This window comes from Pradoshia sp. Z4_20 (assembly GCF_058216035.1).
The window spans coordinates 315,574-331,958 of the sequence record NZ_JBZAJD010000002.1 but is presented as its reverse complement, the minus strand read 5'-3'; the positions used below and the strand labels follow the sequence as shown (position 1 = coordinate 331,958).

The window sequence follows — 16,385 nt, the reverse complement described above, 5'->3', positions numbered from 1 at the left end:
GGGAGTGGAATAATGGATTTTCCATATAAACTAGAGGTTTCCCAAGATAAAATGAAGGCCTGGATTATACCTATAGGGAATCAGGCACAATCGGTTTCTGATAGACAAATAGATGAATGGCTTGTTTCTTTGCCGATTATCTTTGGCATAAAAAAGGAAACAAAAGTACATTTACTGAATACGGAGCAGGTTGTTTTTCCTTTATTGATTGCTGAAGGGAAATTACCGGAAAACGGACAGGATGGAGAATTAAAACTCGAATATACAAAGGGAATAGACACAGGGGAGCAACCGTTTAACTTCCGAAATGTAATGGATATCCCATCCATCTCTACAGGAGATAAAATTGCGGCTGCATCTCAACCAACTTATGGTCTATTTGGAATGGATATTTTCGGAAATGAAATCAAACCGAAACCAGGCAAAAGAGCCGTCTATAAATTGGGACCCAATGTCATTGAACATGAATCAAGCCTCTATTCAACGATTAACGGACAAATCAGTATAGTAGGTCATACTATACAGGTTAATCCTGTTTTTTATGTAAAAGGAGATTTGAGCCTGGAGGTAGGCAATATTGATTTTGTTGGAAATGTGTATATTGAGGGCAATATACCCGTCGGTTATACGATTTCGTGCGGTGGCGATTTAAAAGTTTTCGGTATGATTGAGGGATCAGACATTAATGTTGGCGGCTCGGTTTTTGTCAAGGGCGGAATTACTGGGGAAAAGAATTGCAGTATTCGAACAGGCGGAGATCTATACGCCTTATACATAAACTATGCAAATGTAATATCAAGCGGTAATATCATTATTCAACATGCCATTCTCCATAGTTTTGTAACTTCCATGAAATCTGTTACCTGTAAAAAAGGACATCTAATAGGCGGAGTTTTAAGGGCTGGCAAGAGAGTGGAACTGATGGATGCAGGGAATTTACACTATACACGTACTGAAATACATATCGGAAATAATGATGCAATTGAAATGATTAAGCAGGATTTGGATTCTCGTTATCAAAAAATGCAAAAAACACTCTCGAAACTCTCGTATATAGCTGTGAAGCTTGAAGAAAAACAAGGTTATCGAATGACAAAAAGGATGCTCTTTTGCTGGAAAAACAAAGGAAAACAAAAGATTTTTTAGTGGATGAAATGAAAAAACTTAAGCAAGAGAGATTAATGTTAGATTATGAGCTGCAAATCGATGAGGAATTAATTATTAACGGTGCATGCTACCCTAATCTTTATATAAAAATGGGTAAGTATAGCATGCCTCTGAATCAAAATTACCAGTCAGTGAGATTTACTGATAAGGGAAACGAGATATCTGTTTATCCGCTCTAAAAGGGGGCAATGAATCATGAGTTTAAAAGCGATTGAATTGCAAGTTGCAATACCCAGAACGCAGGATGCAGGTAAAATCTAGGAGCTGTTGCAGAATCGTAGTCAACAACTGATTGAGCATGCTTCCGAACAGGAGAAAAAGAGTACTAGAGCGAAAAATGAAAACGTGCTTAGGCAGGAAAAGAATAGCTCGGTAGATTGGAATAATCATTCCAAGGGCAGGCAGCAGGAAAAACGGCGGCGGAATGATGAATCTATTAAGAATCATTCTGCCTTTTCGCAAGCAGAAATCCATCCCTATAAGGGGAAGAAAATAGATTTTTCGGGATAGAGGGACAAGATGACATTTATACTTATCGTAAGCATCATGGTCAATATGGTGGCTGTTTTAGCAATTGTTATCCTTTATTTGAGGCAGAATCGTCTAATTCAATTTCAGAAGGATTATAAAGAATATACAAAAGAGGTAGAGGAAATAATACATACATTTATAATTGAAATGAAGGAAGAAAACGAAAAAGTTAAACAGTTGTTTGTGGGTGATACTGGTAAGATATCACGCACTGAAGGACCTCGAAAGCTATCTGATCAAGAAGAGAAAATAGATCACACTATGACAGGGTTACCAAATGGATATAGACAGCAGAGTGCACGGAATGCCTACGAAAATACGAGCCGGCAATCCGTTATGAATCATCTTAAGGAAGAAAAAACGGAATCAGATGTTATCGACCAAGATTTAGAACAAGTCCCTATATTGGCTGAGGCCCAGAATATGAAGAATCAAGGGAAAACAATTGAGGAAATTGCAAAAAAAATGGGCCGTGGCAAAACAGAAATTGACCTTTTATTTAAATTAAATCAAAAGTAAAGTGAAAAGACTTGATTGTATGCTAAGATTATGCTATATTATGACATGGTGTTAATACACACGCTTGAGGATTTGGACTGATCGTGCTGTAAACCTACAGTTTCAGCCTGAAAATGATTTGAGCGGAGGAAAAACAAAACATAGGAGGAACAAACATGTCTGTAATTTCAATGAAACAACTGCTTGAAGCAGGTGTACACTTCGGGCACCAAACTCGTCGTTGGAACCCAAAAATGAAAAAATATATTTTCACGGAGCGTAATGGTATCTACATTATTGACCTTCAAAAAACGGTTAAAAAAGTAGAAGAAGCTTACAACTTCGTAAGAGACTTGGCTGCTGATGGCGGTACTATGCTTTTCGTTGGTACTAAAAAGCAAGCTCAAGATTCTGTAAAAGAAGAAGCTGGCCGTGCTGGTATGTACTATGTTAACCAACGTTGGTTAGGTGGTACATTAACAAACTTCGTAACAATTCAAAAACGTATTGCACGTCTTAAAGAAATCGAAAAAATGGAAGAAAACGGAACATTTGAAGTTCTTCCTAAAAAAGAAGTTATTCAATTGAAAAAAGAACAAGAACGTCTTGAAAAATTCTTAGGCGGTATCAAGGATATGAAACAAATCCCTGATGCATTGTTCATCATTGACCCACGTAAAGAGCGTATCGCTGTTGCGGAAGCTCATAAATTGAATATTCCAATCGTAGGTATCGTTGATACAAACTGTGATCCGGATGAAATCGATTATGTAATCCCAGCAAACGATGATGCAATCCGTGCTGTTAAATTGCTAACTGGTAAAATGGCTGATGCTATCCTTGAAGGTAAACAAGGTGAAGAAACAGCTCCAGTTGCAGAAGAAACAGTAGTTGAAGAAACTGTTGAAGCAGAAGAAGCAACTACAGTTGAAAATGCTTAATTGATTTTTTAAAGGTGATAAGAGGACAGTGCCTTTTATCACCTTTTTTTGAAATAAAATAGAGTGGTGTATACGGATTCGCACACTGCTACATACTGATTTTATCGGATGATATAAAGGAGGAAGACCAAATGGCTATTACTGCTCAAATGGTTAAAGAATTACGTGAAAAAACTGGTGCAGGTATGATGGACTGCAAAAAAGCACTACAAGAAACAAGCGGTGACATGGATAAAGCAATCGATTACCTTCGTGAAAAAGGTATTGCGAAAGCGGCTAAAAAAGGCGATCGTATTGCTGCTGAAGGTTTAACTTCTATCGTTGTTGAAGGCGATAAAGCAGTTATCCTTGAAGTAAATGCTGAAACAGATTTCGTTGCTAAAAATGAAGCATTCCAAACTCTTGTAAAAGAATTGGCTGCACATCTTTTAACAAACGCACCTGCAAATGTTGAGGAAGCTTTAACTCAAACAATGACTAACGGTGCAACTGTAGCTGACCACATCAATGCTGCTATTGCAAAAATTGGTGAGCGCATCACTCTTCGTCGTTTTGAAATCAAAACAAAACCTGAAAACGGAGCTTTCGGAGCTTACATCCACCAAGGCGGACGTATCAGCGTATTAACTATCGTTGAAGGTACAACTGAAGAAGCGGTTGCGAAAGATGTTTCTATGCACATCGCTGCTTTAAACCCTAAATATGTATCACGTGACCAAGTTACTGCTGAAGAAGTTGAACATGAGCGTCAAGTTCTAACACAACAAGCATTAAACGAAGGAAAACCTGAAAAAATCGTTGCGAAAATGGTTGAAGGCCGTCTAGGTAAATATTTTGAAGAAATTTGTGTACTGGATCAAACATTCGTTAAAAATCCAGACCAAAAAGTTGGTCAATTTGTACAAGCTAATGGCGCTACAATCGTTGAGTTCGTACGTTACGAAGTAGGAGAAGGTATCGAGAAGAAACAAGATAACTTCGCTGAAGAAGTAATGAGCCAAATTAAAAAAGACTAATCTAATTACATGTGTATAGCATAAAAATAGGGGACACGTTGTGTTCCCTATTTTTCAAGAATACATTTCCTTAAAATAAACAGAGTATTAGATGAGGATATTGACTATTAAAGCTTGCGATAGATCGATAACTAATGACGGTGGAGGTTACTATGAGCAGCGTAAAGTATAAAAGAGTTGTATTAAAGTTAAGTGGAGAGGCACTTGCCGGTGCTCAAGGATTTGGGATTGACCCAACCATAATTTTTTCAGTTGCTAAACAAGTGAAAGAAGTTGCGGAGCTTGGTGTAGAAGTCGCAGTAGTGGTTGGCGGCGGAAATATTTGGCGCGGCAAAACAGGCAGTGAACTTGGAATGGACCGTGCAACTGCCGATTATATGGGAATGCTTGCAACAGTCATGAATTCACTTGCGCTTCAGGATAGTTTGGAACAACAAGGGATTGAGACTCGTGTCCAAACATCTATTGAAATGAGACAAGTGGCTGAGCCGTATATCCGTCGCAGAGCAATCCGTCATTTAGAGAAAACACGAGTGGTTATCTTTGCTGCAGGTACTGGAAATCCGTATTTCTCTACAGATACGACAGCAGCTTTACGGGCTGCCGAAATAGAAGCAGATGTCATTCTTATGGGTAAAAATAATGTTGATGGTGTATATAGTGCAGACCCTGTATTAGATAGCACTGCCGTTAAATATGATAAACTTTCTTATCTTGATTTAATTAAGGATGGTTTATCTGTAATGGACTCCACAGCATCATCTTTATGTATGGATAATGACATTCCACTAATTGTCTTCTCAATAATGGAAGAAGGAAATATTAAACGTGCCGTTATGGGTGAAACTATAGGTACTATTGTTAGGGGGAAAGAATAATGGCAAAACAAGTTATAGACAATACGAAGGAAAAGATGAATAAAGGAATTCAGGCATTCTCCAGAGAATTAGCCTCTATCCGTGCAGGTCGTGCTAGTGCATCCCTTTTAGACAGATTGACTGTAAATTATTATGGAGCACTTACACCTGTAAATCAGCTTGGGTCAATCAACGTTCCGGAAGCTCGTATGCTGGTTATTACACCTTATGACAAAACTATTCTTGGTGATATTGAAAAGGCAATTCTGAAATCTGATCTTGGACTTAACCCAGTGAACGATGGTAATATTATTCGTTTAAGTGTTCCTGCACTAACCGAAGAACGTCGTCGTGACCTTGTTAAACAAGTGAAGAAGGAAGCTGAAGAAGCGAAAGTTGCGATTCGTAATGTACGCCGTGATGGTAATGATGACCTTAAAAAGCTAGAGAAAAACGGGGAAATTACAGAAGATGCACTTCGTGGATATTCTGATGACGTTCAAAAAATGACGGATGATCATATCGCGAAAATCGATGCTCTTGCTAAAGATAAAGAAAAGGAAATCATGGAAGTTTGATTTTTATATCATAAAGCCCCTTTTATCTAAAGGGGTTTTTTTGTTACACCTAGTACGTATTAGGTGACGAAATTATTTAATAACAGAATCATACAGTGTGTCTAAAAAGGTTAACTGTTAGAAATCCATAAAGCTGCCAGGAAACAAACATACAAACAGAAATGTTTGTGACAATTAAATGTGGTATGATAGGTTATGGAATTTGTACTAAGGCTAAATGATCAAATATACATAAGCAGGGAAGATTAATTCCTTTTGGAGGAAAAATAATGTTTGGATGGAAGATAGTTAAGAAAAAAGGGAAACAGTATTCTATACCAGAAAGAATAGAAAAGGTAAAACAAAATAAAATACCAGACCATATTGCCATTATTATGGATGGGAATGGCCGGTGGGCAAGAAAAAGAGCACTGCCAAGAGTAGCGGGACATCATGAGGGTATGAAGGTCGTGCGTAAAACGACTAAATTAGCTAATGAATTGGGAGTTAAGGTGTTAACGGTTTATGCCTTTTCTACTGAGAATTGGAAACGTCCAAAAGATGAAGTAGATTATTTGTTAAAATTACCCGAAGAATTTCTAGGAACGTTTTTGCCGGAATTAATGGAGGAAAATGTTAAGGTGCAAATTATGGGTGATCAAAAGAGGCTGCCTTTGCATACTGTCAATGCAGTCACTACAGCATTAGATCAAACTAAAGATAATGATGGTCTAATTTTAAATTTCGCTCTTAATTATGGAAGCCGTGCAGAAATCCTCGAAGGTGTAAAAAAAGCTGCAGCTGATATGAAAGATGGTCGTTTGGAAGAAAGCGATTTGACAGAAGAACGATTCTCTGAGTATTTGATGACCAATCAGCTGATGGATCCGGACTTATTAATCAGAACGAGCGGCGAAATTCGACTAAGCAACTTTATGTTATGGCAATTAGCCTATACGGAGTTTTATTTTACAGATGTATTGTGGCCGGACTTCAATGACCATGAATTGCTCAATGCGATTGAAGAATTCCAAGGCAGATCGAGAAGATACGGCGGCGTATAATGAGGAAGGCAGGGGTTTTAGGATGAAACAAAGAATCATTACTGCGATAGTCGCGATTGCATTATTTTTACCGATATTAATTTATGGAAATATTCCGTTTCTTATTTTAATCTATGCGATGGCGACAATTGGATTATATGAACTACTTAAGATGAAGAAAATGCCGCTAATGACGATATCATCGTTACTATCGTTTTTATTAGTATGGGTTTTATTGATACCTGATCGTTACAGTAGTTTCTTTGATATGATTCAATACGATAAAATGGATATAGTTATTATCATTGCATTTTTGTTATTAGTGATTACGGTAATTTCTAAAAATGCTTTTACGTTTGATGATGCGGCTTTTCTATTGTTGTCTTCTCTATACATAGGTGTAGCTTTTTATTACTTTTTTGGGACAAGAGATGTTGAAAACGGCCTCTTAACAATACTTTTTGTATTAATTACGATATGGGTTACTGATTCAGGTGCCTATTTTGTAGGGCGATCTATAGGAAAACGTAAGCTATGGCCGGAAATCAGTCCAAATAAAACTGTAGAAGGATTCCTTGGTGGAGTTGGAAGTGCATTAGTTGTTGCAATTCTGTTCTATTTTTTCTCTAATTTGGACTACAATATAAGTAAGCTGATTATAATGGCATTATTAATTTCGATTTTTGGGCAGTTGGGTGATCTTGTACAATCTGCATATAAAAGGCATTATGGTGTTAAGGATTCCGGTAATATCTTACCGGGACATGGAGGAATTTTGGACAGATTTGATAGTTTGATTTTTATTCTTCCCATATTGCATTTCTTCATTTTTTAAACGTAACTATACAATTGCTGGGGGAGGAGCTTTAATTTGAAAAGGATCATTTTATTAGGGGCTACAGGGTCTATCGGTATGCAAACGATAGATATTGTACGCAATCATCCAGAGGAATTTAAATTAACAGCTGTTTCAGGCGGAAGAAATGTGGACGGAATTCGGAAAATCATTCAGGAATTCCAGCCCGAGCTGATTTGTGTACAGCTAAAAGAAGATGCAGAAAGACTGAAGACGGAATATCCGGGTAAGAAAATTGTATACGGACATGACGGCTTAATAGAGGCAGCTACTTATGTAAATGGAGATATTGTAGTGAATGCCGTGATGGGAAGCATTGGTTTAATTCCTACCATGCAGGCAATGGAAGCTGGTAAACAAATTGCCCTTGCTAATAAGGAAACATTGGTGACAGCCGGACATTTAGTTATGGAGGCTGCCAAGAGGTTTCAAACGCCTATACTACCGGTTGACAGTGAGCATTCTGCTATATTCCAGGCATTACAGGGTGAAAAGGCTAAAAATATTGAACGCTTGATTATCACAGCATCTGGCGGAAGCTTCAGAGACCGAACAAGAGATGAGTTAAAGAATGTTACAGTAAAGGATGCACTCAATCATCCTAATTGGTCCATGGGCGCAAAAATAACAATAGATTCTGCCACAATGATGAATAAGGGACTTGAAGTGATTGAAGCCCATTGGCTGTTTAATTTGCCATATGACCAGATTGATGTCCTATTGCACCAGGAAAGCATCATCCATTCCATGGTGGAATTCCACGATTCAAGTGTGATGGCACAGCTAGGGACCCCAGATATGCGTGTTCCTATCCAATATGCTCTTTCTTATCCGGATCGGTTACCGCTTATCTCTTCAAAGAGACTTAATTTAGCAGAAGCGGCAACTTTACATTTTAAAAAGATGGACTTTGACCGCTATCCATGTTTACAATACGCTTATAATGCCGGAAGAATTGGCGGATCAATGCCGACTGTTTTAAATGCTGCCAATGAGGTGGCTGTCGAATTGTTCTTACAGGGCAAGATTCCATTCTTGGAAATTGAGGCACTGGTGGAAAAAGCTATGGAGCGTCATCAGCTAATCAAAAATCCTGAACTCGAGACTATACAGGAAGTCGATCAGGAGACAAGAAGGTATATCGAGTCACTATATTAAAAGGGATGGTCGATTAAGTGGAAACAATATTAGCGTTTATACTTATTTTTGGAGGATTAGTGTTTTTTCATGAATTAGGCCACTTAATCTTTGCAAAAAGAGCTGGTATACTCTGTCGAGAGTTTGCCATCGGTATGGGTCCGAAAATCTTCACCATAAAAAAGAATGAAACGGTCTATACCATTCGTTTACTTCCGCTAGGAGGCTTTGTACGGATGGCTGGTGAAGACGCAGAAACAGTTGAGTTGAAACCAGGCTACCGAATTGGGGTACTATTTAACGAAAATCAGGAAATTAACAAAATCATTGTCACTAACAAGGATAAATATCCTGAAGCAAGAATTATTGAAGTGGAACAAGCGGATTTGGATCATCAGTTAATCATCCGTGGATATGAAGATGGAAATGATGAAACTATCCAAACCTTTAAGGTTCATCCAAAAGCGGTAATGGTAGAAGATGGCCTTGAGCTTCAAATTGCACCATATGACCGCCAGTTTAATTCTAAAACATTACCACAAAGAGCGATGGCAATCTTTGCGGGACCGATGATGAATTTTGTTTTAGCGGCTCTGTTATTCATGATTATTGGGATTGCCCAAGGTGTTGTGGTGGATGAGCCGAAGCTTGGCAAACTGACAGAAGATGGACCTGCTATTAGCTCTGGCCTTAAGGCAGGAGATATCGTACACTCCATTAATGGCGAAAAAGTTGATTCATGGAGTGATATTCAATCAACTATTCAAAAGAATGCCAATAATCAACTGACTTTTGAGGTTGAACGTGATGGCCAAAATAAGGAGATAAATGTCACACCTAAATTGGTGGATGATTCAGCCGGCAAACGGGGAATCATAGGGGTCTATGCTCCGACGGAGAAATCCTTTATCAAAGCGATTGGTTATGGATTTACGGAAACGTATTTATGGACTAAACAAATTTTCATTGTACTTGGTGATTTAATCACAGGAGGATTCTCCATAGATGCATTATCGGGTCCTGTGGGTATATATGTTTCCACAGAAGAGGTAGCAAAATCAGGTATTTTTTACTTGATAAAATGGGCAGGGGTCTTAAGTATTAACCTTGGGATTATGAATCTCTTGCCGTTGCCCGCGTTGGATGGAGGAAGGCTGTTATTCTTTGCAATTGAAGCAATTAGAGGGAAACCGGTTGATAAGCAAAAGGAAGGTATGTTCCATTTTATTGGATTTGCCTTATTGATGCTATTAATGATCGTCGTCACCTGGAATGATATACAGCGATTTTTCTTTTAAAATAGTCAGTAGCAGGGGTTAAACACGTGTTAAGCTCCTGCTATACATTAAGTAAAGTGATTTGGATAGAAAGGTGAATAGATATGAGACAAAGTATGACGATGATTCCAACATTAAGAGAGGTGCCATCAGACGCTGAAGTAAAAAGTCATCAATTATTGCTTCGTGCCGGATTTATGCGCCAAAATGCAAGTGGAATATATAGTTATCTTCCACTTGGTTTAAAAGTAATTCAAAATGTTGAAAAAATTATTCGAGAAGAAATGGAGCGCGCAGGGGCGGTAGAATTACTAATGCCGACACTGCAGCAGGCAGAGCTATGGCAGGAATCCGGCAGATGGTATTCTTATGGTCCTGAGTTAATGAGAATGAATGACCGCCATAATCGTGAATTTGCAATGGGACCAACCCATGAAGAAGTCATTACAAGCTTACTTCGTGATGAGGTGAAATCATACAAGCGTTTACCTCTAACTCTTTATCAAATTCAAACAAAATTCCGCGATGAGAAGCGTCCCCGTTTCGGTTTGCTTCGCGGCCGTGAATTTATTATGAAGGATGCGTATTCATTCCATTCCAGCCAGGAAAGCCTGGATGAAGTGTATGATCGTATCTTTACAGCCTATTCCAATATTTTCAGCCGTTGCGGGCTTGATTTCAGAGCGGTTATAGCAGATTCAGGAGCTATGGGCGGAAAAGATACACATGAATTTATGGTGCTTTCTGAAATAGGTGAGGACACAATCGCTTATTCGGATACATCTGACTTTGCAGCTAATATTGAAATGGCGCCTGTTGTTAACACGGCTGTAAAAACTGGTGAAGAGCTTAAAGAACTGACTAAAGTATCAACACCTGATCAAAAAACAATCGAAGAAGTATCAAGATATTTAAATACAACTAATGATAAGTGTATTAAATCACTTCTTTGGAAAGTGGACGATCAGTTCGTGCTTGTATTGATCAGAGGAGATCATGAATTAAATGATATTAAACTAAAAAATATCTTTAATGCTACAATCGTTGAACCTGCAAGTCCGGAGGAGACAAAGGATATACTGAATTGCAGCGTTGGTTCTATTGGACCAATTGGAGTGGACGAAAACCGCGTGACAATTATTGCTGATTTCGCTGTTGAAGTTTTGGAAAATGCGGTGTGTGGAGCCAATGAAGAAGGGGTACATTACATTAATGTAAATCCTGACCGTGATTTTTCTAATGTGAAATATGAAGATCTTCGTTTTATACAGGCTGGTGATGCTTCGCCAGATGGAAAAGGCACCATTCAGTTTGCTAAAGGAATAGAAGTGGGTCATGTATTTAAGTTAGGAACACGATACAGTGAAGCAATGAACGGTACGTACTTGGATGAAAATGGTCGCAGTCAGCCGATGATTATGGGGTGCTATGGAATTGGAGTATCCAGAACCGTTGCGGCGATTGCTGAGCAATTTAATGATGAAAAAGGCTTGATGTGGCCTGCTAATATTGCTCCATATCAAGTGCATCTTATTCCGGTTAATATGAAGGATGAAAATCAGCGGAATCTAGGTGAGAAATTATATGACGAGCTTATGCAAGCTGGATATGATGTATTAATGGATGACCGTAATGAACGTGCAGGTGTTAAATTTGCTGATTCTGATTTAATTGGTCTACCTGTTCGAGTAACGGTTGGTAAAAAAGCTGCCGAAGGAATCGTAGAAGTTAAAGTGAGACGAACAGGGGAAAGTTTTGAAGTGCCTGTTACTGATCTTGCTGATCGATTAAAAGAAATCCTGTAAAATATTAAGTACAAGCTCTCCCTTTTGCAATGGGGAGAGCTTGTTTTTTACGTGCTAAATTTTTTTTGATAAGTTGTTTTAAGGTTTGGATTATGCTTTTTACTCCCAATACCGGTCTTTAATAAGTATGGCTAAAGGTGTTTTCTGAATTGATAAAAGCATTAATCTTTGCAAGAAGGGATTTGAATAAAAAAGAGTTGTGTTATAATTACAAGACGGAAAAGGAGAATGACGTTTGGGAGAGATAGAAATGGAAGAAAATTCTCGTATTAAACAAGATAAATTCAGAACGTTGCTCCAGCAACTTCAGCTGACGGAAGATGCGGTTGTTGTGCATTTTTCCAATGCGGAAATTGATAAAGTAATCATTGAAAAAGTTGCCCGCAAATGGCATTTCTTTTTCAGATTTGAACATATAATTCCTTGCAGTATTTGGACCAGATTTACGACACAATTAATGCAGGTCTTTTCTCCAATAGCCACTGTCGGGTATTCGGTTGAGGTTAGGAATCCACTCATTACGAATGAATTGATTACGGATTATTGGAAAAACTGTATTAGCGAAATCGATGGAATTTCTCCGGCAATTCTGGAATTATTGCATGGACAAGTTCCAAAGGTTGAAGGGAATAAGCTGATTGTAACTGCTCGTAACGATGCAGAGGCTGGCCAGCTTAAACGGAAATATACCGGCTTAATTTCAGAAGTTTATCAGCGTTTTGGTTTTCCGCCATTGCAGCTCGATGCCATTGTAGATAAAGATGCATACAGTGAGGCAATGGAGACATTCAAAAAGCAAAAGCAAATAGAAGATGAAGAAAAAGCTCTGCAGGCTGTTCAGGATATGAAGAAGGCCGCAGAGGCAAAGGATGATGGCGGAGTACCTGAAGGTCCATTGGTTATCGGGTACAAAATCAAGCCGGATGCTGACTTTAAGACACTTGATGAGATTGTTGAAGAAGAACGTCGTATTGCCGTTGAAGGATATGTCTTTGATGCTGAAACAAGAGAGTTAAAGAGCGGACGCACCTTATTAACCTTTAAAATTACGGATTATACAAATAGCATTCTTGTTAAAATGTTCTCACGCGACAGAGAAGATGCAAGCCAATTGGCACGTGTGAAAAAAGGTATGTGGGTACGTGTACAGGGAAGTGTACAAAATGATACATTCGTCCGTGACTTAGTAATGATTGCAAATGATATTAATGAAATAGCAGGTAAAAATCGTAAGGATACAGCCCCTGAAGATGAAAAGCGTGTTGAATTACATTTGCATACACCAATGAGCCAAATGGACGCTGTTACACCGGTCTCTACACTAGTGTCCCAGGCAGCTAAGTGGGGACATAAAGCGATTGCTATAACAGACCATGCGGTCGCACAGTCATTCCCTGAGGCTTACGCTGCCGGAAAGAAAAATAATATTAAAATCTTATATGGCGTAGAAGTAAATTTAGTGGATGATGGTGTGCCGATTGCTTACAATACGGCAGATTTAAATTTGGAAGAAAGCACTTATGTTGTATTTGACGTGGAAACAACAGGACTTTCTGCCATATATGACACCATTATCGAGCTTGCGGCAGTTAAGATGAGAAATGGTGAGATTATAGATCGCTTTGAGTCTTTTGCCAATCCACATCATAAATTATCTTCTACAACCATTAATTTAACAGGGATTACGGATGACCTTGTAGAGAATGCCCCTGAAGTCGATGAAGTTTTGACGAAGTTCAGGGATTGGTCTGAGGATGCAATTTTTGTTGCGCATAACGCGAGCTTTGATATGGGCTTCTTGAATATGGGTTATAAAAAGCTCGGTTTTGGTAAAGCTACCAACCCGGTCATAGATACACTGGAGCTGGCTCGTTTCCTCTATCCGGATATGAAAAATCACCGCCTGAACAATTTGGCGAAAAAATTTGATGTAGAGCTTGTTCAGCATCACCGTGCGATTTATGATGCTGAAACGACCGGTCATTTGTTAATGAAAATGTTAAAGGATGCTAATGAAAAAGGCATTACGAATCATAATCAATTAAATGACAATATGGGAAAAGGGAAAGCATTCCAGAGAGCGCGTCCGTATCATTGCACATTACTCGCGCAAACACAGGAAGGCTTAAAGAATTTATTTAAGCTTGTTTCCATTGCTCATATTGATTATTTTTACCGTGTCCCAAGGATTCCAAGATCCGTCCTTATGCAATATCGAGAAGGGATTTTGGTTGGATCCGGCTGTGATCGCGGCGAAGTATTTGAAAATATGATGCAAAAATCATTTGAAGAGGCAGAGGGTGTCGCTGAATTCTATGATTATCTTGAGGTGCATCCAAAAGAAGTTTACGCTCCTCTTATCGAAATGGAATTGGTTCAAAGCGATAAGGCTCTTGAATCTATAATCGCCAATATTGTAAAGCTGGGAGAGAAATTAAACAAACCAGTTGTGGCGACAGGCAATGTTCATTACCTGAATCCAAATGATAAAATCTATCGAAAAATATTAATCAATTCACAAGGGGGAGCAAACCCTCTAAATCGTCACAGCTTGCCTGATGTACATTTCCGTACAACGGATGAGATGATGAATTGCTTCTCGTTCCTTGGGCAAGAAAAAGCAAAAGAAATTGTTGTAACAAACACCAATAAAATTGCCGATTTAATTGATGTAATCAAACCGATTAAAGATGATTTATATACACCGAAAATCGAGGGTGCCGAAGAGGATATTCGGGAAATGAGCTATACAAGAGCACGGATGATTTACGGTGAAAATTTGCCGGAGATTGTGGAAGCTCGTCTTGAAAAAGAATTGAAGAGTATCATTGGTCATGGATTTGCGGTTATTTACTTAATTTCGCATAAGCTGGTTAAGAAATCACTTGATGATGGATACTTGGTTGGGTCCCGTGGTTCCGTAGGTTCATCCTTTGTGGCAACGATGACTGAAATAACGGAAGTAAATCCATTGCCTCCTCACTATGTATGTCCGAAGTGTAAGAAGTCTGAATTCTTTAATGATGGATCGGTCGGGTCAGGTTTTGACCTTCCAGATAAGGATTGTCCGGACTGCGCTGTAAGCTATGTGAAAGATGGACATGATATTCCGTTTGAAACATTCCTTGGCTTCAAGGGAGACAAAGTTCCAGATATTGACTTAAACTTCTCAGGTGAATATCAGCCGCAGGCTCATAATTACACAAAAGTTCTGTTTGGTGAAGATTATGTATATCGAGCAGGAACGATTGGTACGGTAGCTGAAAAAACGGCATATGGATATGTTAGAGGATATGCACAGGAAAATAATCTGCATTTCCGTTCAGCAGAAACAGATCGTTTAGTAAGTGGATGTACAGGGGTTAAGCGTACAACCGGGCAGCATCCGGGCGGAATTATTGTAGTTCCAGATTATATGGATATTTATGATTTCTCTCCTATCCAGTTCCCGGCTGATGCGAGTGACTCTGAATGGAAAACGACTCACTTCGACTTCCATTCCATCCATGATAATATTTTGAAGCTTGATATTCTGGGTCATGATGATCCAACTGTAATCCGGATGCTACAGGATTTAAGCGGAATAGATCCAAAAACGATTCCTACAGACGATCCTGAAGTCATGAAGATTTTCAGTACACCGGAAGTACTTGGTGTTACTGCAGAACAAATCAATTGCAAAACAGGTACACTCGGTGTACCGGAATTTGGTACTCGTTTTGTAAGGCAAATGCTTGAGGATACTAAGCCAACCACTTTTGCAGAGCTTGTTCAAATATCCGGGCTCTCACACGGTACGGATGTGTGGCTCGGCAATGCACAGGAATTGATTCAGGATAATATTTGTAATCTAAGCCAGGTAATTGGCTGTCGTGATGATATTATGGTGTATTTAATTTATCAGGGTCTTGATCCATCACTTGCCTTCAAAATTATGGAGTCTGTCCGTAAGGGGAAAGGGCTCTCCGAGGAAATGGAAGAAGAAATGCTGAAGAACAATGTACCAGGATGGTATATTGGCTCATGTAAAAAGATTAAATATATGTTCCCGAAAGCCCATGCGGCAGCATATGTATTAATGGCTGTCCGTATTGCCTATTTTAAAGTGCACCATGCACTCCTGTACTACGCAGCTTATTTCACGGTTCGTGCAGATGATTTTGACCTTGATGCGATGGTGAAAGGATCAGAAATGATTCGTTCCCGCATTGATGAAATCAATCAAAAAGGTCTCGAAGCCTCTACTAAAGAGAAAAACTTGATGACTGTTCTTGAAATAGCACTTGAAATGTGTGAGCGCGGATATAGCTTCCAAAAAGTTGATTTATATCGATCCAGTGCAAATGAATTTATTATTGACGGAAATACTTTAATTCCACCGTTCAATGCAATCCCAGGACTTGGAACGAATGCGGCTTTCAATATTGTGAAAGCTAGAGAAAACGGCGAATTTTTATCTAAAGAAGATTTGCAGCAAAGAGGCAAAGTTTCCAAAACTATATTAGAATACTTGGATAATCATGGTTGCTTGGGAGATATGCCTGATCAAAACCAACTTTCTTTATTCTGATACAGAATCGCTAATTTGCAAAAACCAACTCTTTATGTTATATTCAAGTAAGAATTACTGCTGATACGTATGTGCTAAAGAGTGGGGAAACCCACTCTTTCGTTTGTATTAGGATGATATTCAGTCGTTT

At 38.8% G+C, this 16,385-nt stretch carries 14 protein-coding genes; all 14 read left to right on the top strand.

The annotated features are described in order from the left end of the window. Positions 1-12: 12 nt before the first annotated feature. Entirely contained in the window at positions 13-1,146 is a 1,134-nt protein-coding gene (locus AC4BHP_RS07550) for a flagellar assembly protein A (RefSeq protein ID WP_490551812.1), read from the top strand. Further along, a complete protein-coding gene (locus AC4BHP_RS07545) occupies positions 1,110-1,346 on the top strand; it encodes a hypothetical protein (RefSeq protein WP_490551811.1) in 237 nt (78 codons plus the stop codon). Before AC4BHP_RS07550 ends, AC4BHP_RS07545 begins: the two co-directional genes overlap by 37 nt. Before the next feature lie 88 nt (positions 1,347-1,434). After that, positions 1,435-1,677 carry a hypothetical protein gene (locus AC4BHP_RS07540; protein ID WP_490551810.1) on the top strand — a complete coding sequence of 81 codons (243 nt, stop codon included), beginning with the start codon at positions 1,435-1,437 and terminating at the stop codon, positions 1,675-1,677. A 9-nt stretch (positions 1,678-1,686) separates the two neighbouring features. Then, a complete protein-coding gene (locus tag AC4BHP_RS07535; RefSeq protein ID WP_490551809.1) occupies positions 1,687-2,217 on the top strand; it encodes a hypothetical protein in 531 nt (176 codons plus the stop codon). Between the two features lie 155 nt (positions 2,218-2,372). Further along, positions 2,373-3,137 (top strand): 30S ribosomal protein S2, encoded by a 765-nt coding sequence (gene rpsB, locus AC4BHP_RS07530; protein ID WP_066100370.1) that lies wholly within the window; start codon positions 2,373-2,375, stop codon positions 3,135-3,137. A 131-nt stretch (positions 3,138-3,268) separates the two neighbouring features. After that, positions 3,269-4,153, top strand: a complete 885-nt coding sequence (gene tsf, locus AC4BHP_RS07525) for a translation elongation factor Ts (RefSeq protein ID WP_490551808.1) — start codon at positions 3,269-3,271, stop codon at positions 4,151-4,153. A 152-nt stretch (positions 4,154-4,305) separates the two neighbouring features. Continuing rightward, complete coding sequence (pyrH, locus tag AC4BHP_RS07520) at positions 4,306-5,031, top strand: UMP kinase (RefSeq protein WP_066100364.1); 726 nt, start codon at positions 4,306-4,308, stop codon at positions 5,029-5,031. Then, entirely contained in the window at positions 5,031-5,588 is a 558-nt protein-coding gene (gene frr, locus AC4BHP_RS07515; protein WP_490551807.1) for a ribosome recycling factor, read from the top strand. The genes pyrH and frr overlap by 1 nt, the downstream gene beginning before the upstream one ends. Positions 5,589-5,857: 269 nt before the next feature. Next, positions 5,858-6,631 carry an undecaprenyl pyrophosphate synthase gene (gene uppS / locus AC4BHP_RS07510; RefSeq protein WP_490551806.1) on the top strand — a complete coding sequence of 258 codons (774 nt, stop codon included), beginning with the start codon at positions 5,858-5,860 and terminating at the stop codon, positions 6,629-6,631. A gap of 22 nt (positions 6,632-6,653) precedes the next feature. Next, the gene (locus AC4BHP_RS07505; RefSeq protein ID WP_066100358.1) at positions 6,654-7,445 is read left to right on the top strand and encodes a phosphatidate cytidylyltransferase; all 792 of its coding nucleotides are present in this window, start codon (positions 6,654-6,656) and stop codon (positions 7,443-7,445) included. A gap of 36 nt (positions 7,446-7,481) precedes the next feature. Next, positions 7,482-8,624 (top strand): 1-deoxy-D-xylulose-5-phosphate reductoisomerase, encoded by a 1,143-nt coding sequence (gene dxr, locus AC4BHP_RS07500; RefSeq protein ID WP_066100355.1) that lies wholly within the window; start codon positions 7,482-7,484, stop codon positions 8,622-8,624. Between the two features lie 17 nt (positions 8,625-8,641). Next, entirely contained in the window at positions 8,642-9,901 is a 1,260-nt protein-coding gene (gene rseP / locus AC4BHP_RS07495; protein WP_066100352.1) for an RIP metalloprotease RseP, read from the top strand. An 83-nt stretch (positions 9,902-9,984) separates the two neighbouring features. After that, positions 9,985-11,685, top strand: coding sequence for a proline--tRNA ligase (locus AC4BHP_RS07490; RefSeq protein ID WP_490551805.1), 1,701 nt, complete (start codon positions 9,985-9,987; stop codon positions 11,683-11,685). A 250-nt stretch (positions 11,686-11,935) separates the two neighbouring features. After that, on the top strand, positions 11,936-16,255 hold the full coding sequence (locus AC4BHP_RS07485) for a PolC-type DNA polymerase III (protein ID WP_490552001.1): 4,320 nt from the start codon (positions 11,936-11,938) through the stop codon (positions 16,253-16,255). Positions 16,256-16,385 lie beyond the last annotated feature (130 nt).